This is a genomic window from Oscillibacter hominis (assembly GCF_014334055.1).
Taxonomy (GTDB): Bacteria; Bacillota; Clostridia; order Oscillospirales; family Oscillospiraceae; genus Oscillibacter; species Oscillibacter hominis.
The window spans coordinates 853,042-872,005 of sequence record NZ_CP060490.1 but is presented as its reverse complement, the minus strand read 5'-3'; the positions used below and the strand labels follow the sequence as shown (position 1 = coordinate 872,005).

Genomic DNA, 18,964 nt, shown 5'->3' with positions numbered 1-18,964 from the left:
TTAGGATAGTATAGCAGATTTTTTGTGCTTGTCATGTATTTTTTTGGATTTTTACAAAGAATGGCAAAAACAACCTTTTTCCCCAGCTTCTGTAACCTGCGTCAATCCCCTTTACGCTACAGTATACGCTCTGGCAAGGATGTTTGCCTCCGAATCCCCAGGCCTCTTTTCCCCCTCCGACAATTGCCGCACGAAAAAGAGAGAGCCTCACCAGCCCTCTCTTGTTCTCTCTTATAAATATCGGTCCAGATACTGCCAGAAGCTCTCCACCATCCGGCCCATGGTTTCCCGCCGGCGGCCCCGCAGCTCCTTCAGCTCTCCCACCGGGTCCGCCCGGAAGTCCCGCGCCTTCTCCACAGCGGTCATCAGTTCTCCGGCGGCCTTCAAAAACCCCTCAAACACGCTGGGGTCCTGCTCCAGCTCACCCCGGCGGTAGCGCTCCAACACCACCTCGTACCGCTCCGCCGCCCGGGCCACGCTGTCCTCCCAGGAAAGATAGAGGTCGTTCATAGCGTTTTCACCGATCCGCGCCATGGACTCGGGGTGGTCGCAGGCCCGCAGCAGCATGGCGGACATGGACTCGGGGTTTTCCTGGATCAGCAGCCCGTTGCGCCCGTCGCTCACGCCCTCCGCAGCGCAGCTTCCGCCCACCAGGACGCTGCCCAGACCGCAGGAGGCGGCCTCCCGCACCACAATCCCGTTGGTGTCATAGGTGGAGGGGAACAGGAACAGGTCCGCCCGGCAGTACCAGGCGCGCAGCGTCTCCCGGTCCCGGATGGCGCCGGTGAAGATGCACCGGTTCCCAAGCCCTACCGCCTGGACATACTCCTCCACCTCCTGGCGGTCCTTGCCGTCGCCAATGAACACCATGCGGAACTCCTGCCCCGCCGTACGCAGCCGGGCCAGGGCGTCCACGATGATCCGAAGGCCCTTGTACCACATCATGCGGCCCACAAACAAAAATACCGGAACCTGGGGCGGCAGGTCATATTGGGCGGTGACGGAGCCGACCGTCTCCTCATCAATCCGCCCCCGGGGAAACTCCACGCCGTTTTCCATGACCACGTAGTCCCCCTCGTAGCCCAGGCTGCGCAGGTTTTCCCCGGCGCCATGGCTGACCACCCAGACCTCGTTGCAGGCCTGGACATTCATCACCACCACCTTAGCGATCTTCTCCTGGAGGGACGGGTGGTCGCCCACGATCTTGGCGATGTCCACGTCGAACTTGGTGTGATAGGTGAAGACCACAGGCACGTCGATGGCCGCCCGAAGCGTCCTTGCAAGGAAGGTGGAGACAAAGGGGCAGTGGCTGTGGATCAGGCTGATGTCCGCCTCCTTCAGCTGCCGCATGGCCTCCACGGAAAAGGGGTAACCGGCCCGGTAGCCCACGAGGCGGGTGGTGTCAAAGCTGCGGTAGCGCAGCACCGGGAACGGAAAGTCATCCCTGGCCTCCGGATTGTATGGGGTGGCAACGATGGCATTGCCGTGGTTTTTCTGGATATAGGTGGCGTAGTTCACCACTGTATTGGCCACGCCGTCGATCAGCGGCGGGAATGAATCATTCATCAGGCAGATCGTTCTCTTATGTTCCATCAAAAGCTCCTTTCCTGCTGCGCTTCGATCCTCTCGGCAAGATCGCTGAGGTACATCCAGCGCTCCATCACCTGATCCAGAAGCCCGCTCAGCTCCTCCTGGCGGCTTTGAAGCTCCTGAAGCCGCACATAGTCGCTGCCGCAGAGTTCCATCTCTCCGGCGCATACGCGCAGCTGCTCCTCCAAGTCGGCAATACGCGCCTCGATTGTCTCGTACTCCCGCTGCTCCTGATAGGAGAACTTCAGCTTGCGGCGGCGCTCCCTTGGCGCCTCCGCGCGCTCCGGCCGCTCCTTCGCCGCGTCCTCCTCCACCCGCTTTTCCACGTAGTCAGAGTAGTTGCCGCTGTAGCGGCGCAGCTCTCCCTCCGGGCGGATCTCAAACATGGAGGTGGCAATGCGGTCCAGGAAATACCGGTCATGGGACACGGCCAGCACCGGGCCGGAAAAACCGTCCAGGTAATCCTCCAAAATGGCCAGCGTGGTCACATCCAAATCATTGGTGGGCTCGTCAAAGAGCAGCACATTGGGCGAGGACATGAGGATGGACAGCAGGTACAGCCTCCGCCGCTCGCCGCCGGAGAGCTGTCCGATGGCCACGGACTGCAGGTCTGCCGGGAATAAAAACCGCTCCATCATCTGGGAGGCGGAAAAGGTACCCTCCTCCGTTTTGACCTCCTCGGCGATCTCATGGATGAAGTCATAGACCCTCTGGTTTAAATCCAGCTCCCTTCCCTCCTGGGAAAAGTAGCCGATTTTCACCGTGGCCCCACGCTCCACTGCGCCGGAATCCGGCTCCAGATCGCCGGCGATGAGCCGCAGCAGCGTGGACTTCCCCACGCCGTTGCGCCCCACGATGCCGATACGGTCCTCCCGTCCCACGCCATAGGAGAAGTCCCGGATCACCGTCCGTCCGTCGAAGGCCTTGGAGACGTGGGACAGCTCAATGATCTTCCGGCCCAGCCGGGCGGAGGCCGACGCCATCTGCACGGAGCTGTCCGCCTCCGGCGCAGAGCGGTCTCTCAGCTCCTCGTAGCGCTGGATCCGGTCCTTGCTCTTGGTGGACCTGGCCCGGCAGCCCCGCATGATCCACTCCCGCTCGGTGCGCAGGATGGATTGGCGCTTGCGCTCGCTGGAGCGCTCCATCTCCTGACGCTGTTCCTTCAGCTCCAGATACTTGGAGTAGTTTGCCTCATAGTGATATAGTTTTCCGCGGGAGACTTCGGTGATATGGTTGGCCACCCGCTCCAAAAAGTAGCGGTCATGGGTCACCATAATGAGCGCCCCGGAGAAGCGGGCCAGCCGCTGCTCCAGCCAAGCCACCATTTCGCTGTCCAGGTGGTTGGTGGGCTCATCCAGCACCAGCACATCCGCCGGGTGAAGCAGCACGGCGGCCAGGGCCACCCGCTTGCGCTGTCCGCCGGAGAGGGTGCCCACCCGCTGGCCGAAATCCCCGATGCCGAGCCGATTCAGCATGGCCTTGGCCTCATATTCATTGAGGGCGCGAAACGAGTCCGGCATGTGCAAAAACACCTGCTCCAAAACGGTGGCCTCATCGTCCATAACGGGGTTTTGGGGCAGATACCCCACCTGCACGTTGGGATTGCGGGAGATGGTGCCGCTGTCCGGTGTCAAATCGCCGGCCAGAAGCCGCAGCAGCGTGGACTTCCCTGTCCCGTTGATGCCGATGATCCCCACCTTGTCCCCTTCATTCAAAAATAAACTCACATCTTCTAACAGCTGACGGCTACCAAAGTTGATGGAGAGATGTTCCGCAGAGAGCAGCATATGGAATACGCTCCTTTTTTGATTTAACCAAAGTAGTATACCATAAATTTTCTGGCCTTTCCACCTGAATTCTGTTAAACTGTCTCCAGTTGGAAAAAGGGAGGGAATTGCCATGCGCACGCTTGCGTTCACCATCAGCCGGGAGCAGAGCGGAAAAACAGTGAAAGAGGTGCTCCGCCGGGAGATGGGCCTCTCCTCCCATCAGCTGGCCCGGCTCAAGCGCCGCCCGGACGGCATCCTGCTCAACGGCGCGCCGGCCTTTGTCACACGGTCCGTGGAGGCGGGAGACGTCCTCCAAATTGAAATTGGCGACCCCCCGGCCCAGGCTATCGCTCCTCTGAATATCCCGCTCCACGTGGCCTATGAGGATGAGGATCTGCTGATTTTGGATAAAAGCGCCGGTATGGCAGTCCACGCCTCCTCTTTGACGCCGGATACGCCCACCGTGGCCGGCGCCCTGGCCGCCCGCTGGGGAGAGGGGTTTATATTCCACCCGGTCAACCGGCTGGACAAGGGAACCACCGGGCTGATGGCCGTGGCCAAAAGCGGCTATATCCACGACCGGCTCCGGCGCCAGCTGCACAGCGGCGAGTTTTACCGGGAGTACCTGGCCGTGGCCAGAGGGCACCTAAAACCGCCCTGTGGAAGGATCGACCTGCCCATCGGCCGGGACGAGTCCTCCGCCATCCGGCGATGCATCCGCCCGGATGGGGACCATGCCGCCACCGTCTATGAGACGGTGCGCCGCACAGGGCGTTACAGCCTGGTACGGCTTTTGCCGGAGACGGGCCGCACTCACCAGCTCCGGCTCCACCTCGCAAGCGTCGGGCATCCGCTGGAGGGAGACTGGCTCTATGGGGAGGGGGACAGTCCGCTCATCGGCCGGCCGGCCCTGCACTCCCACGTGCTGTACCTGCGCCACCCCATCACGGGAGAGGCGCTCCGGTTCACCGCGCCCCTTCCGCCGGACATGGAGTCCCTTCTATTGATATAACGTCTCCCGGGCCGGAACTTCCTCAACTTCCGCGCCCGGGAGTTTTTTTTGCAGAAGCAGCAGCCTGCAAAAGCCCATATGGCGGGCTCAGCTTGTGCAAAGGCGGCGCATGCTTTCAAAATTTCAAAGATCCGACCCCTGCACCAAATCGTCCCTTAAAAACGATGCCCGAATGGCGTTCAACACCCGCTTCTTATCTCCGCTCCAAAGCGGGGCAATCAGATCCTTTTTCGCCCCGTCTCCGGTGAGGCGGTGGATCACCACCGACCGGGGAAGACGCCGGATGCACCGCTCCAGGGCGGAGATATACTCCTCTAATTCCATGGTGCGGAACACGCCCCGGCCGTACTCCTCCGCCAGATCGGTGTTCCGGAGCACGTGGAGCAAATGGAGCTTAATCCCCTCCGCGCCGGATCGGCCGATGTACTCCGCTGTCCTGGCCATCTCTTCCACATTCTCCCCTGGCAGGCCCAGGATCATGTGGGCGATCACCTCCGCGCCGACGCCGTGCAGCCGCTCCACCGCTTCATCGTACCGCTCCAGCGGATAGCCCCGGCGGATGTACTCCGCCGTCGCCAGGTGGATGGTTTGAAGACCAAGTTCCACCCAGACCGGCTTTTTTCTTCCCAGTTCCCGGAGGAGGTCCAGCACTTCTTCTCCAAGGCAGTCGGGCCGGGTGGCTATGGACAGCGCCACCACATCCTCCGGCTCCATGGCATCGGTGAAGAGCCGGCGCAGCGTACCCACAGGAGCGTAGGTGTTGGTGAAGTCCTGAAAATAGGCCACATACGCACCGCTCCCGGCCTTGGCTGATACGCGGGCCTTTGCCTGGGCCAGCTGCTGTGAAATGGGGCCGTGGGCCGCAAACGCCCCCGCTCCGTCGCAAAAGATGCAGCCCCGGCTGCCCACGGTGCCGTCCCGGTTGGGGCAGGTGCACCCGGCGGACAGCGCCAAGCGGTACACCTTGCAGCCAAACCGGCTGCGCATTTCCTCATTGAAGCTGTGTAGATACAAGTCGATTCCTCTTTTCCGAGTATGAACCTTTTCCGTAAGTGCAGGATTTATTCTTACTGTCCGGGGCGCCTCCGCATGTATCAAGGCCATCGCCCCACAGGGCCATTATACCACAGTCGCGAAAGCGCCGCTGTGGTATATGCATGGGAATATAACCGCTGTGCGGCTATGGTGCCAGATGAAATCGAATCGGCACACACTTGCAATTGCTGCCTGATTGTGGTAAAGTTTTAAATTGCGGTTTTCCGTAATTTTATTGGAAAGGCAGGTGGTTTTGTGACGCTTATGGACTATTATCTGCAATTTTGCGGCGAGCTCTGCGAGGGGACGATCTCCCCGCCCGACGGCATTGTGCTCAGCGCTGAAACGCCGTTGGAGCGGGCCGTGGAATTGCAGGGTCTGATCCGGGATATCCCCTCCTTTGTCCGCGCCTGCGCCCAAATCAAGGGCGAGGCCATCCCCCAGTCCCTGTTCGACAGTTTCCGGGAAGAGGATGTCCAAAAAGCGCTCTCCCAGATCTCCCTGGATGTGGAGGACGAGCCCCCGAGAGCGCCCGGTCCAAAGCCCCTCGCCTTAGAGGCCCTTGCCGCCAGCGTGATGTTGGAGGAGGGCCTGACCGAATATCTCATCGACATTCTCCGCCGGGGCGACGACCTGTCCTTTTTCAGGCTCTCCCAAGTGGCGGCCAGGGCGGATATCAGCCCCCGGGACTTCCTGTACTGGCTGGGCCACAAGGAGGACTACGCCGATGAGGAGGAGCGCTCCTGCGCGGCGCTGTACGACGGGCTGATCCACCGCCTGCTTCAGGAGGACAGGCGGGAGCTTGCCGCCGCCCTTCTCTCCGGGGATCAGCGGACCTATGAGGCCTTCCGCCGGGAAACCCCGGAGCTCTCCCGCGACGGCCGCACCACCTACGAGTGGTTCTGCGACTGTTATCTGGACCGCTGCTACCCCCTACGGGTGATGCTGCGGGCCAATGGAATTACATTCCCTGATGATTTAGGGGAAAAGGACTGATTGACATGCATCATATTTATCAACAGCTTGGGGTCTCCCCGGCTGTCTATTCCTATGGCGAAAAGCTCCTTGCCTCACTCAAGGAGCGGTTTGAGCAAATCGACTCCGTGGCCGAGTACAACCAGTGCAAAGTCCTGGCCGCCATGCAGAAAAACCGGGTCAACGCCACCCATTTTGCCGCTACCACCGGCTATGGCTACAACGACGACGGCCGCGACAACTTAGAGCGGGTCTACGCCGATGTGTTTCACACCGAGGCGGCGCTGGTCCGGCCCCAGATCACCTGCGGCACCCACGCCTTGGCGGTGGCGCTCAGCGCCAATCTGCTCCCCGGCGACGAGCTGCTCTCTCCGGTGGGCCGCCCCTATGACACCTTGGAGGAGGTCATCGGCATCCGGGAGAGCAAATGCTCTTTGAAGGAGTACGGCGTCACCTACGCCCAGGCGGACCTGAAGGAGGACGGTTCCTTTGACTACGGCGCCATCCGCCGCGCCATCACCCCCCGCACCAAGCTCATCACCATCCAGCGCTCCAAGGGCTACGCCACCCGTCCCTCCTTCTCCGTGGAGCAGATCGGGGAGCTGATCGCCTTCTGCAAGTCCGTCAAGCCGGACGTCAAGTGCATGGTGGACAACTGCTATGGGGAATTTGTGGAACTGCGGGAGCCCTCCGACGTGGGGGCAGACATGGTGGTGGGAAGCCTCATCAAAAACCCCGGCGGCGGACTGGCCCCCATCGGCGGCTATATCTGCGGCAGCCGGGAGTGCGTCGACCGCTGCGCCTACCGCCTCTCCGCCCCCGGCCTGGGCCAGGAGGTGGGCGCCAACTTAGGGCTGATGCCGGCCCTCTACCAAGGCCTCTTCCTCTCCCCCACGGTGGTTTCCGGCGCGCTGAAGGGCGCTGTTTTCGCCGCCAATCTCTATGAAAGCCTGGGCTTTTCCTGTGTCCCCAACGCCTCGGAGCCCCGCCACGACATCATCCAGGCGGTGACCTTGGGAAGCCGGGAGGCCATGGTGGCATTCTGTAAGGGCATCCAGGCCGCGGCGCCGGTGGACAGCTATGTCACGCCGGAGCCCTGGGCCATGCCGGGCTATGACGATGAGGTCATCATGGCCGCCGGGGCCTTTGTGCAGGGCAGCAGCATCGAGCTCTCCGCCGACGGCCCCATCCGGCCGCCCTATGCCGTATACTTCCAGGGCGGGCTCACCTGGTATCACGCCAAGCTGGGCATCCTCATGTCCGTCCAGAAGCTGTTGGAAGCCGGGCTGATCCGGCTCCCCTGAAGGCAGCGGGACTTACGATGCTTTTCTCTCTTGTCAAATGCTGTCTTAGCCCTTGCCTCAACTGTCAGCTGGACGTCGGTACGGCATGACTTAGAAAAAATTTTACCGATTCAGGAGAACTATCTATGTGGTTTTGGCTTTCCCTTGTCGCTCTTTTGTGCTGGAGCGGCTCCGACCTGTTTTCCAAGATTGGCTGCCGGGATGGCAGCGACAAATACAGCCATCTGAAGATGGTCATGGCGGTGGGCGTGGTCATGGGCCTCCACGCCGCCTATGAAATCTTTGTGGGCGGCACGGTCATCACGTTTCAGATCCTTTTGATCTACCTGCCGGTCTCCCTGCTGTACATCGGCTCCATGACCCTGGGCTATCTGGGCCTGCGGTACATTGAGCTCTCCATCTCCTCGCCCATCTGCAACTCCTCCGGCGCCCTGGTGGCCGTGCTGGCCATTGTCACCGGCGGAGCCTCGGACTATCCGCCCCTGGCCCTGGCCGCCGTGGCTCTTGTGTGCATCGGCGCCATCGGGTTGGGCGTGGTGGACGCCCGGGAGGACGAATCCCTCCGCGCCGCCCGGCAGGAGGCCGGCAACTACAAATACGCCAAGAGCGCTCTGGCCCTTGCCCTTCCGGTGGCCTACTGCCTGCTGGACGCCCTGGGCACCTTCGCCGACAACCGGGTGTTGGAGGTCTTAAGCACCATGGTGGAAAATTATGAGAGCAGCGCCAACGTGGCCTACGAGCTGACCTTCCTGTTAGCCGCGGCCCTCTGCTTCCTCTACGTGGTGATCATCAAACGGGACTCCCTTGTTCCAAAAGCCGAACTGCCCAAGTATGCCGGCGCAGCCTTTGAAACAGCCGGCCAGTTCGCCTACATCTACGCCATCGCGGATACCCAGCACCTGGCCATGTCCGCCCCCATCATCTCCTCCTACTGCGCGGCCTCCGTGCTTTGGAGCCGTCTTTTCCTCAAGGAAAAGCTCTCCTGGAAGCACTATGGCATGATCGCGCTGGTGGTGGCCGGCATCTTCATCATGGGCGTATTCGATCTGTAACAGAACAATCCCCCGGGAGTATGCTCCCGGGGGATTCCTTCTATTTGGCTCTGCTCTTTATGATCTCCTCCAACGTCTTTCGGATGTCGGCCCCGATCCAGACCGCCCGGGGCGCAATCTCCACCGGCAATGGCCAGGGCTCAGGGTTGATGCAGGCGTACACGGCGTCTGGATTTTCACGGGTGAAGCGCCAAAAGGGGTATTTGATGATGGCGGGCGTGTTTCCGCCCACGCCAAGCTCCAGATAGACCACCCGTCCCGTCCTGTGCCGGCTTAAAAAGCCCGTGCACCGCGCCTGGGCCGCATACCATGCAGCGTCCTGGACAAACCGGTCGTCGCATCGCAGGTGCATGGCCATGGGCCTGCCGCAGGCGGGGCACTTGGGAACCAGCTCCGTGGGGATGCGCATATCTCTTTGCAGCTCCACCATCCGCCGGACCGCCTCCTCGTTTCCAAAGGTCCTCTCACAGCAGGGCAGGGAACACTGCCAGAGCCCGTAGTCGCCCTGGGTGGCAAATATCCGCTCCTCATCGAACCCGGCGTCCTGAAAGCAGTGATCCACATTGGTGGTGAGCACAAAGTACTCCCTGCCCCCCACCAGCTCCAACAGCAGCCGGTATGCCTCCCCCACCGGCCGGTCATAGCGGTTCCAGTAGATGTGGCGGCTCCAGTAGGCCCAGTACTCCTCCGGCGTAGGGTAGGGGTAGAAGCCGGCCGTATACATGTCCGGGAAGCGGTATTTTTCAATGAAGTCTCCAAAGTGGGTTTCAAACCGGGGCCCTGAATAGTGCAGGCCGGACGAGGTGGAAAGGCCCGCCCCTGCGCCCACCACAATGGCATCTGCGGTTTCAAGCGCCTTATTCAGCTGCTCGGTCCGGGCCCAGGAGGGCTCGGTAAATGCGCTCGTCTTTTTCCCGAAATACATTGAAAATCACCTTCATTCCGCTCCCGGTCTCATCCAGGAAGTCCCGCACGGTCTTAACCGCGATCTCCGCGGCCCGCTGGTTGGGGAAGTGAAACTCCCCTGTGGAGAGGCAGCAAAAGGCCACGCTCCGGATACCCCGGTGCTCCGCCAGCTCCAAACAGGAGCGGTAGCACTTTGAAAGAGTCCGGCAGTCCTCCTCCCGCAGCCGTCCCCGGACGATGGGGCCCACCGTGTGCAGCACATAGGGGCTGGGCAGGTTGTACCCTTGGGTGAGCTTTGCCTGTCCGGCAGCCTCGGGATGGCCCTGAGCCGCCATGATGCGGCTGCACTCCTCCCGGAGCTGGAGCCCCGCCGCCGAGTGGATGGCGTTGTCGATGCAGCCGTGACAGGGGCAGAAGCACCCCAAAAGCGCGCTGTTGTCCGCGTCCACTATAGCGCCGGCGGCAAGGCGGGTGATGTCCCCTCTCCACAGTACAAGGCGGGGGTCCCGGGCAGTGGGAGGCAGAGCCTCCGCGTCCACCACGCCCTTGTCCTCCCGCTCCGCGCTCAAAAGCGCATCCTGCACGTCCAAAAACGCTTGGCTCAGCCCTCCCGGCGGCCGCAGGTTCATCAAGCTGCGCAAAAGCCTCCGCTGTTCATCCTCCGGGAATTCCGCGGCCTGCTCCCTGTATTCCGGCATCTCCTCTAACAAAAGTTCATTGAGATAGCGGATTTGCTCCATCCGGTTCATCTTGCGCCTCCCAAACTTTTATTTACAGGCTGTACTCCCTGGGCGGATTGCCGGAGAAGTCGGCAATGACGGCGTGGGCACCCTCTAAGTAAAACACCTCAAAAATGGGGTTGTCGGCGCTCTGGTACTGGCCCTTGACGATGGGGTTGGCCATGCAGCCCTCCTTCACCGCCCGGTTGTCCTCAAAGACGGCCTTCCCGTTCAGCCGGAGCCAGGCGTAGTCGGGGCTGGACACCGTGACCTCCACATAGGGGTTGGCCTGCATGTCCAGATACACATCCTTCGTATGGTTGGTGCAGAACCAGAGCTTCCCATCCTGTTCCAGTGCGAACATAAAGGGACGGCATTTGGCCTTTCCGTCCCGGCCCACAGTGGCCAGATACTGGACGGGGTTTTCCTGTAAAAATTGAACGACTTCATTCATAATGACTGCCTCCTTTTTCAATCTGTGCTTTGGGGAGGGCGTCACCTCCCCGGTACAGCCACATCATAGGTCTGAACATCCAGATTGTAAAGTAAGCACTTATTTGTGGTATAGTTACCAAACGGATACCATTGTCAATTGCAGGTTCCCGCCATATGCAAAAACCCGCTCTGTATCCAAAACTTACTTTTACAGTTTACAACCGGCAGGGAGTTGGTGTAAACTGTCCCTGTCAAAAGCAGCAGAAAAGGAGTGTGCATGATGGCAAAGGAACTCCCCGCCTGCCCGGTGGAAACCACACTGATGCTGATCTCCGACCGTTGGAAGGTTTTGATCCTGCGGGATTTGATGGATGGAACCCGGCGGTTCGGCCAGCTGAAAAAATCCATCGGCGCCGTATCTCAAAAGGTGCTGACCGCAAATCTGCGGGAGATGGAGGCGGACGGCCTGCTCAGCCGTAAGGTCTATCCGGAGGTGCCGCCCCGGGTGGAATACACCCTGACGGAGACTGGGTACAGCCTGAAGCCTGTCCTTGACGCCATGACTGAGTGGGGCACGGGCTATCAATCCAAACACGTCTGACCAAATAGAGGGCTCCATCCAATTTGGATGGAGCCTTATTGCGTTCTTATCATCGGATGGTTTCATAAAAGGTGGCCGTCAGCGCCACGGTGACCGGCCCCTCAGTCACATCCGGCGGCGTGACACCGCCCGCGGCCGTGACGGTGATGCCGTTGAGGGAACAGCTGTAAACACAGCCCGAGAGACGCTCCATCACCTGCTTTGCAGCCTCATAGCTTGCGCAGGAAACGGTCATTTGGATGGGCCGGGATACGAGCCCATCCTCTCCGAACGTCACGTCAGAGAAGGTGAGGCTGTATTCCTGGGCAAGCCCCAATATGGCGTCCAACTGCACCATGACGTTTTCCAGGTTGTCGTAGTCCGGTATGGATGCGGCCTGCACCGCGTGGCCGCTTTGCTCCAGCGTCTGCTTCATGGACTCCAGCCGCTGGGCCTTGGCTATCTCCAACACCAGCTCATCCTGGGCGCTCTGGCCCAGCAGCTGGGCGTCGGCCATGCGCTGGGCCACCGGCTGGGCCACGATCTTTGTATATCCCACAAACAACAAAACCAGCGCCAGAATCAAAAGCAGCACTTTCTCCCGGTTGGTAAAGGTGCGGTTCAAGCCTCATCGCCTCCTTCCGATTCGGAGGGGGCGAAGCCCTCCAGGGCGGAAAGCTGAATGGTCATGGTGGCGGTGGTCAGCGCACTGTCGTCCCCCAGGGTGCTGGCAGTGTATACCTGTACATTGGCCACCTGTTCGGAGTCGGTCAGGGACTTGAAAATCCGGGAAATCTGGTTCAGCGTCACACCGGAGAGCTTGACCGTCACCACGCTGTCGGCCATGGAAAAATACTCCACCCGGGAGGTGGCCACCAGCTCTTTTTCCACCAGCTCCAGCGTCTCCATGGGGTCAACTCCGCCGGTGGCGCGCATCGCAAGGACATATCCTTCATAGGCCGCCGCCACATCGTCATACTCCGCGTTGGCGGCCCGGATCTCCGCCAACTGCGCCTGGGCGGCAGCGGCGGCGGCTTCCGCCCGGGCGGCTGCGTTCAAGCGGTCCACCACGGCAAATTTACAAAATAGCCCCACGGCCACCGCCAGGACCAGCGCTGCGGGAAGCACTGCCTCCAAGTGGTGGGGATTCCGCTCTCTCTGGGCCAGGTTCAGTGTCTGCTTGGAGGGATACCGTTTTCCCGGTACATTCCGATTCATCATCCAATCCCCCCTATTGCAGCGCCGCGCCCACGGCGGCGGGATAGAGCAGCTCCCCGCCCTCGGGCATCAGCTCGCAGATATCGTGCACCGTCAGCTCCAGCTGTGAGCGCAGCGTCCGGGTCAGCGGCTCCATCTGAGCCCCGCCGCCGCATAAATAGACATCCCTCAGGTCGCTGTCCGGCGTGTTGAACCCATAGAAATGGATGGCGCGGAGCACCTCCACAGCCGCGCGGTTATAGAGCTCCATGCACTCCGGCAGAAGTTGTGCGTCCTCATAGTTGTTCATCCGGTAGGACGCGGCCACATGGGGGTCCACGTCCATATGATCGGCGATGGCACCGTCCAAATCCCGGCCTCCGATGTCCACAAGCCGGGTCGCCTCGTAGACGCTGCCCCGGAACACATGCATGCGGATGGCCTCATGGCCCAGGTCGATCACGCAGTACTCCGCCGGATGCTCACCGGGATGGTCCTGCTCATAGCGGCGCAGCAGGTTCCGGTAGGCCATGCACTCCGGCACCGCCGTGGTCAGCTTCAGCCCCGCCTTGCCCAGCATCTGGCGGCAGGCGGCGATCTCCTCCTTTGTCACCGCCGAGGCCAGCAGCTCCAGAGTCTTGGGCTGGCCGTCCTCATCCTCCTCCGTGCCCACCACAGCGTAGTCATAGAAGTATAGGTCCTTATCCCCCTGTATGTAGTCGTGGAACTCATAGGGCAGGTTCACCGCCAGCTGGTCCACCGTCATATAGGGCATGGCAATCCGCCGGGTCATCGCCGTCTCCGAGGGGAGCGCCAGTGCGCAGCGCCGGGCGGAGATGTGATGCTTCCGTACGATCTCCCGCAGCACGTCGGACATGGCCTCCGGCGACAGGATGCGTCCGTCCCGCACCAGGTTTTCCGGCAGCGGCTCCATCACCAGCTTTTGAATCTTGCCGTCGGTGACAACCGCGGCTTTCACCGCGCTGCTGCCGATGTCCAGACCAAGGTAGGTCATAGGCTTCCCTCCTGTATCCTCATTCCCGCTTTTGGGAAATTGATTCCGATTTAAAATAAGCTCAAATACGCCTGAACGACTGGCTCAGCGGCCAGTATGGAAAGGAATGCGGCAGCTGCGATGGCGGGGCCGAAGGGGAACGCCCCCTCGCCGTCCTCCGTGCGCACGCTGCGGAAAATCAATGCAAACGCGATGCCCAAGAGGCAGGCAAGCAGCAGGGTAAAGAGATTGCAGCTCCAGTGGAAAAAAAGCCCAACTGCAAATATCAGCTTGATGTCCCCGCCGCCCATGCTCTCCCTGCCCAGCACACGGTCCATGATCAGCACCAGTCCCAGCAGCGGCAGCGCAACGGCTGCCCCGTTGAAGATGCCCTCCAGCCATAGGCGCCAGAATGGCCCGCCCCGCAGCGCGGTGACGACGGCGAAATCCAGCAGGATCCCCAGCACCAGGGAATCCGGGATATATCCCGTGTCCAGGTCCACCAGCGCAATTGCAAGAAGCAGCAGCGTGAGAATCCAGAATTGCAGCGTGTCCAGCGTCACGTCGTAGCGCAGGACAATCAGCAAAAAGGCCAGGGCGGTAAAGCCCTCCGTCAGGGGATAGCGGACGGAGACCGGTGCGCCGCAGTGGCGGCATCTCCCCTTCTGCAACGCCCAGGAAACCACCGGGATCAGCTCCCGGGGCGACAGGGTGTGGCCGCAGGCGCCGCAGTGGCTGCGCCCTTTGGCGACGCTTTCCCCGTGGGCCATACGCCAGGCCGCGCAGTTTGAAAAACTGCCCAGCACCAGCCCCAACAGCGCGGAGAGGGTCAATATGTAGGCCGTGACGGCCGGCGTGAGATGCAGCATAAGCCCTCCCGGAATGGTGAATCATCGCAAGCGGGAGCCGCAACCCATCGGCCCCCGCCCGCGGCGGTTCAACGGTTATCCAGCAGGGCGGTTTCAGCCCCGCAGTGGGTTGAGAGAAAAGAAAGGATGGGTTATTTAGTGCCTTTTTCGACACCTGACCACTGCTGGTCGCCAGTAGTGACCTTCTCATAATACTTCAGTTCATAGGTAGTACCGTCACCAAATGTAATTAGTTTGCCTTCCACTTTGGGTTTACCTGTAATGGTAGAATCATAATCATTCAGTACACTCTCCATGTAAGCGGTGCGGATATTGGCGTCATCGGCGGCCTTTTTGGCGGTGTCCAGGGACGCGTTGAAGCTTGGGACGGCGATGGCGGCCAGGACGGCGATGATGGCCACCACGATCAGCATCTCCATCAGGGTAAAGCCTTTTTTCAAACGTTTCTTCAGATTTTTCATTGCAATAGTCCTCCTAAATTTAAAATAAGTATTCTCTTTCTATATCCATCCGAAAGCGGGTTGAACTTCCGGAAGAATACACGTTTCACATGACCCCGTTGTACATGGCAAACATGGGCGCGTAAACCGCCAGCAGGATAAAGCCCACCAACAGCGCCAGGATGCAGATCACCACCGGCTCCAGCAGGGAAAGCGCCTTCTGGGAGGCAAGCTCCGTCTCGTTGTCGTAATAGGAGCCCACCACCTCCAAGGTGGTCTCCATGGTGCCGGTCTCCTCGCCCACGCCGGTCATCTCCATCAGCAGCTCCGGCAGGTACTGGCAGCGCTTCATGCATAGGCCCAGCTGCTTGCCCTCCTCCAATCCGGGCACCATGCGCAGGACCTGGGAGGCGATGCAGTAATTGTCCATCACCTTCCCGGTGGTGGCCACCGCCCGGATCACAGGGAGCCCCGCGGCCAGGAGCGTGGACATGGTGTTGGCAAACTGGGAGGCGCTTTTGAGCACGGCGATCTTTCCAAGGACCGGCAGGTGCAGATGGAGCCTTGCAAAGAGGAGGCGCCCTTTCTCCCGCTGCCCGTAGAGCTTCAGGGCGATGGCGGCCGCGGCCAGAAGCCCGAGCGCGGCCAGGCCGTAGTGGGTAAAGAAATTGGAAAGGCCGATCAGCATCCGGGTGGGCAGGGGCATCTCCGCCCCCATGGCGGCAAAGCTGGAAAGGAAGACGGGGACAGCCACCACCATGATAATCGCCACCACAATCACCGCCACCACAATGGTAAACAGGGGATAGGCCATGGCGCTTTTCACCTTTGCCTTGGTACGGGAGGATTTGTCGTAGTACGTCTTCAGCCGGCCGAAGGCCACGTCCAGCGTGCCGGACTCCTCGCCGGAGCGCACGGTCTCGATGAATGTGGTGGGCAGCCCCCGCCCCTTGCTTTCAAAGCTCTGGGCCAGGCCGAAGCCGGAGGCCACGTCCCCGGCCACCTGCGTCAGGATTTTCTTCAGGGCCTTGTCATTGGTCTGCCGTGCGATCAGCTCCACCGCCCGGACCACCGGGATGCCGGAGCCTAAGAGGATGGAAAACTGGGAGCTGACCACCGCAAGGGTTTTCTCGCTGATCCGCCGCGGCGGAAGCACCTCCCGGTGCAGCAGGTTTTCGCGCTGCTCCACCTGGGCGATCTTTGTCACCACCGTGCAGTTCTCTTTGATTTTGGCCACGGCCTCATACTCGTCAAAGGCCTCGACCACGCCGCTGACCTTGGCCCCGTCCCGGGAGATGGCGCGATATTTGAAGGTGAGCAAATCAGATCATCCCTTCGCTCAGAGATTCTTCCGGACAAAGTCCGGGTCATGGGCCGCCTGGCGGGCTGTCTCGGCGGAGATTTTCCGCTCCCGGTACAGCTTCAGCACAGCGTTGTCCATGGAGATGCCGCCCTCGGCAGCCGAGGTGGCCACTGCGCTGGCGATCTGGGGCGTCTTCCCCTCCCGGATCAGATTCCGGATAGCGTGGTTCACCACCATCAGCTCGCAGGCCGCAGCCCGGCCCTCCCCGCCGCGCAGCGGCAGCAGCTGCTGGCTGAGCACCGCCTGGAGGGTCATGGACAGCTGCATGCGGATCTGGCGCTGGCGCGCCTCAGGGAACACATCCACAATCCGGTCCACGGCGTCCGCCGCGCTGCCGGTGTGGAGCGTGGTCAGCACCAGGTGCCCGGTCTCTGCCGCCGTCAGCGCCGTCTCGATGGTCTCCAAATCCCGCATCTCGCCGATGAGCAGGATGTCCGGGTCCTCCCGCAGCGCCGAGCGCAGGCCCGCGGCATAGCTCCGGGTGTCCGGGCCCACCTCCCGCTGGTTGAATACGCACCGGTCCGGCGTGTAAAGGTATTCCACCGGGTCCTCCAAGGTGAGGACATGCTCACAACGGCTGTGGTTGATGCGGTCGATCATGGCCGCCAGCGTGGTGGACTTGCCGGAGCCCGTCTCGCCGGTGACGATCACGATTCCCCTGCGCAGCTCCGTCAGGGCGGCCACGGCAGGCGGCAGCCCCAGGGATTCCAGAGCCGGGATTTTTTCAGCAAGCAGCCGCAGCGCACCGGAGTAGCGGCCCTGCTGGCGGAAGAGGTTGATGCGGACCCGGCGGGAGGCGATGGTGGCGGCGCCGTCCCACTCGCCCGTGCGCTCCAGATCGGAAAACTGCGCGCCGGCCAGCTCCCGGGCAAGGCCTTCGCAGTCCTCCGCTGTCAGCGGCTCCTCCCCCTGAGGGCAGAGCGTCCCGTTGATGCGGAACCTGGGCGCAAGGCCACAGATCAGATGCACGTCGGACGCACCGGCCTCCGACGCGCTGCGAATCAGTTCCTCAGCTCTCATAGTCATAATCGGCGGAATTGGTGATCCGCCTTGCCTCCTCAATGGTAGTGACGCCCTCCAGCACCAGGCGGCGGCAGTTGTCCGCAAGGGAGGTGAACTTCCCCTCCCGCCGGACCAGCGCGGCCAGCTCCTCCCGTCCGATACCGTCGGAAATGGCACTTCGCAGCTTCCGGTCCACTACCAGGAGCTCAAATACGCCGGTGCGGCCCCGGTAGCCTGTGCCAAAGCAGGCGGGGCAGCCCTTGCCCCGGCAGAATCTATGTTCCGTGTCCGGCGGAAGGCCCATGTCCGCCAACTCCTCCTCCGAGGGCTGGTATTCCTCCCTGCACTCCGGACAGATCCGGCGCACCAGCCGCTGGGAGATCACGCCGCTCAGGGCGCTGGCGATGAGGTAGGGCTCCACGCCGATGTCCAAAAGCCGCTCCACCGTGGAGATGGCGTCGTTGGTGTGGATGGTGGAAAGCACCAGGTGGCCGGTGAGGGCGGCGCGCATGGCGATCTGGGCGGTCTCGCCGTCCCGGATTTCGCCCACGGCGATGATATCCGGGTCCTGGCGCAAAATGGCCCTCAGCCCTCCGGCAAAGGTCATGCCGGTCTTTTCGTTGATCTGCACCTGATTGATGCCGGCGATGTTGTACTCCACCGGGTCCTCCAGCGTCACCAGGTTCACCTGCTCCGTATTCAGCTCCCGGATCATGGTGTACATGGTGGAGGATTTTCCAGACCCGGTGGGGCCCACGATCAGGATGACGCCGCTGTTCTGGCGGAGCAGCCGCTCGTATTTCCCCAGGTCTTCCCCGGTGAGGCCGATCCGGCTTTTGTCCAGAAGCCGGGCGCTTTTATCCAACAGGCGGATGACAAACTTCTCTCCGTAGATGGTGGGCAGGGTGGACATGCGCAGGTCCACGTCCGACTGCTTGATGCGTACATTGGCCCGCCCATCCTGGGGCACCTTGCGCTCGGTGATGTCCATGCCCCCCATGATCTTCAGCCGGGAGATCACCGACGACTGCAGCGCCTTTGGCACCGACATCACGGCGCGCATCAGCCCGTCGATGCGCATGCGCACCCTTAGCTCGCCCTCCTCCGGCTCCAGGTGGATGTCGCTGGCCCGCTCCGAGATGGCCCGCTCAATGATGGAGTTCACCAGCCGGACAGTGGGCGCCGAGCGGGCGTCGTCCCCAATCTCATTGGCCTGGAAGGGATCCGGCCCCCGTCCCCCCTCCGACGTGCGCATCTCCCGTTGCATCTCCTCGATGGCCCGGGCTGCGCCCTCGTTGCCATAGAGGGAGGCAATGGCCCGGCTCACCGCCTCGGAGGTCGCGATCATGGGCACCACGCGATGGCGGGTGGCGGTCTTGACCTCCTCGATGGCCATGAAGTTCAGCGGGTCGGTCATAGCGATGTAAAGTGTGTTCTGATTGAGCCGAACCGGGACCAGGGCGTACTTTTTTGCGATTCCACGGGGGAGTGCCTCCGCCATCTGGGGCGGTATGCTGATCTGGCTCAGGTCGATGAACTCCACACCCAGCTGCATCTCCAGCGCCTCAATGAACTGCTGCTCCGTGATCACATGTTCGGCGATCAGCTCCTCGCCCAGCCGCCGCTTTGTCTTTTTCTGGTTCTCCAGTGCGGCGGACAGCTGCTCGTCGGTGATGAGGTTCACAGACTTGAGCAGGTCCCCCAGTCTCGTATACGCCATGG

At 61.5% G+C, this 18,964-nt stretch carries 19 protein-coding genes; 5 read left to right on the top strand and 14 right to left on the bottom strand.

Going from position 1 to position 18,964, the window contains the following annotated elements:
- Nucleotides 1-231: 231 nt before the first annotated feature.
- Nucleotides 232-1,593 (bottom strand): glycosyltransferase, encoded by a 1,362-nt coding sequence (locus tag H8790_RS04355; protein ID WP_187333709.1) that lies wholly within the window; start codon nt 1,591-1,593, stop codon nt 232-234.
- Nucleotides 1,593-3,377 carry an ABC-F family ATP-binding cassette domain-containing protein gene (locus tag H8790_RS04350; protein ID WP_187333708.1) on the bottom strand — a complete coding sequence of 595 codons (1,785 nt, stop codon included), beginning with the start codon at nt 3,375-3,377 and terminating at the stop codon, nt 1,593-1,595. The genes H8790_RS04355 and H8790_RS04350 overlap by 1 nt, the downstream gene beginning before the upstream one ends.
- Before the next feature lie 112 nt (nt 3,378-3,489).
- Here H8790_RS04350 and H8790_RS04345 point away from each other — a divergent pair, with 112 nt between their 5' ends.
- On the top strand, nt 3,490-4,371 hold the full coding sequence (locus H8790_RS04345; protein ID WP_187333707.1) for an RluA family pseudouridine synthase: 882 nt from the start codon (nt 3,490-3,492) through the stop codon (nt 4,369-4,371).
- 123 nt (nt 4,372-4,494) lie between these two features.
- Here H8790_RS04345 and H8790_RS04340 read toward each other — a convergent pair whose 3' ends face one another.
- Nucleotides 4,495-5,385, bottom strand: coding sequence for a TIGR01212 family radical SAM protein (locus H8790_RS04340; RefSeq protein ID WP_243208571.1), 891 nt, complete (start codon nt 5,383-5,385; stop codon nt 4,495-4,497).
- 285 nt (nt 5,386-5,670) lie between these two features.
- On the opposite strand from H8790_RS04340, the gene H8790_RS04335 reads away from it, so the two are divergent.
- From H8790_RS04335 to H8790_RS04325, 3 genes are all read left to right on the top strand, one after another.
- On the top strand, nt 5,671-6,402 hold the full coding sequence (locus tag H8790_RS04335) for a hypothetical protein (protein WP_187333705.1): 732 nt from the start codon (nt 5,671-5,673) through the stop codon (nt 6,400-6,402).
- Between the two features lie 5 nt (nt 6,403-6,407).
- Nucleotides 6,408-7,685: a methionine gamma-lyase family protein gene (locus tag H8790_RS04330; RefSeq protein WP_187333704.1), complete on the top strand. Its 1,278-nt coding sequence runs from the start codon at nt 6,408-6,410 to the stop codon at nt 7,683-7,685.
- A 125-nt stretch (nt 7,686-7,810) separates the two neighbouring features.
- A complete protein-coding gene (locus H8790_RS04325) occupies nt 7,811-8,737 on the top strand; it encodes an EamA family transporter (RefSeq protein ID WP_187333703.1) in 927 nt (308 codons plus the stop codon).
- A gap of 40 nt (nt 8,738-8,777) precedes the next feature.
- On the opposite strand, the gene H8790_RS04320 is transcribed toward H8790_RS04325, so the two are convergent.
- From H8790_RS04320 to H8790_RS04310, 3 genes are read right to left on the bottom strand one after another with little or no spacing between them, the layout of a single operon-like run.
- Nucleotides 8,778-9,662 (bottom strand): SIR2 family NAD-dependent protein deacylase, encoded by an 885-nt coding sequence (locus tag H8790_RS04320; RefSeq protein ID WP_187333702.1) that lies wholly within the window; start codon nt 9,660-9,662, stop codon nt 8,778-8,780.
- Nucleotides 9,595-10,392: a protein-ADP-ribose hydrolase gene (locus tag H8790_RS04315; RefSeq protein WP_187333701.1), complete on the bottom strand. Its 798-nt coding sequence runs from the start codon at nt 10,390-10,392 to the stop codon at nt 9,595-9,597. Before H8790_RS04315 ends, H8790_RS04320 begins: the two co-directional genes overlap by 68 nt.
- A 22-nt stretch (nt 10,393-10,414) precedes the next feature.
- On the bottom strand, nt 10,415-10,816 hold the full coding sequence (locus H8790_RS04310) for a pyridoxamine 5'-phosphate oxidase family protein (protein ID WP_187333700.1): 402 nt from the start codon (nt 10,814-10,816) through the stop codon (nt 10,415-10,417).
- Between the two features lie 261 nt (nt 10,817-11,077).
- Here H8790_RS04310 and H8790_RS04305 point away from each other — a divergent pair, with 261 nt between their 5' ends.
- Nucleotides 11,078-11,398, top strand: a complete 321-nt coding sequence (locus tag H8790_RS04305; RefSeq protein WP_187334226.1) for a winged helix-turn-helix transcriptional regulator — start codon at nt 11,078-11,080, stop codon at nt 11,396-11,398.
- 49 nt (nt 11,399-11,447) lie between these two features.
- On the opposite strand, the gene H8790_RS04300 is transcribed toward H8790_RS04305, so the two are convergent.
- The 8 genes from H8790_RS04300 to H8790_RS04265 all read right to left on the bottom strand — a co-directional run bounded on the left by H8790_RS04300 (nt 11,448) and on the right by H8790_RS04265 (nt 18,962).
- On the bottom strand, nt 11,448-12,002 hold the full coding sequence (locus tag H8790_RS04300) for a hypothetical protein (protein WP_187333699.1): 555 nt from the start codon (nt 12,000-12,002) through the stop codon (nt 11,448-11,450).
- Nucleotides 11,999-12,598, bottom strand: a complete 600-nt coding sequence (locus tag H8790_RS04295) for a hypothetical protein (RefSeq protein ID WP_187333698.1) — start codon at nt 12,596-12,598, stop codon at nt 11,999-12,001. The genes H8790_RS04300 and H8790_RS04295 overlap by 4 nt, the downstream gene beginning before the upstream one ends.
- 10 nt (nt 12,599-12,608) lie before the next feature.
- Nucleotides 12,609-13,589, bottom strand: a complete 981-nt coding sequence (gene pilM, locus H8790_RS04290) for a pilus assembly protein PilM (RefSeq protein ID WP_187333697.1) — start codon at nt 13,587-13,589, stop codon at nt 12,609-12,611.
- 50 nt (nt 13,590-13,639) lie between these two features.
- On the bottom strand, nt 13,640-14,437 hold the full coding sequence (locus tag H8790_RS04285; RefSeq protein ID WP_187333696.1) for a prepilin peptidase: 798 nt from the start codon (nt 14,435-14,437) through the stop codon (nt 13,640-13,642).
- A 131-nt stretch (nt 14,438-14,568) separates the two neighbouring features.
- Nucleotides 14,569-14,898 carry a prepilin-type N-terminal cleavage/methylation domain-containing protein gene (locus H8790_RS14030; protein ID WP_318646863.1) on the bottom strand — a complete coding sequence of 110 codons (330 nt, stop codon included), beginning with the start codon at nt 14,896-14,898 and terminating at the stop codon, nt 14,569-14,571.
- A gap of 85 nt (nt 14,899-14,983) precedes the next feature.
- Nucleotides 14,984-16,198 carry a type II secretion system F family protein gene (locus H8790_RS04275; RefSeq protein ID WP_187333695.1) on the bottom strand — a complete coding sequence of 405 codons (1,215 nt, stop codon included), beginning with the start codon at nt 16,196-16,198 and terminating at the stop codon, nt 14,984-14,986.
- A gap of 18 nt (nt 16,199-16,216) precedes the next feature.
- The gene (locus H8790_RS04270) at nt 16,217-17,260 is read right to left on the bottom strand and encodes a type IV pilus twitching motility protein PilT (protein ID WP_187333694.1); all 1,044 of its coding nucleotides are present in this window, start codon (nt 17,258-17,260) and stop codon (nt 16,217-16,219) included.
- On the bottom strand, nt 17,250-18,962 hold the full coding sequence (locus H8790_RS04265; protein ID WP_187333693.1) for a GspE/PulE family protein: 1,713 nt from the start codon (nt 18,960-18,962) through the stop codon (nt 17,250-17,252). Before H8790_RS04265 ends, H8790_RS04270 begins: the two co-directional genes overlap by 11 nt.
- Nucleotides 18,963-18,964: the final 2 nt, after the last annotated feature.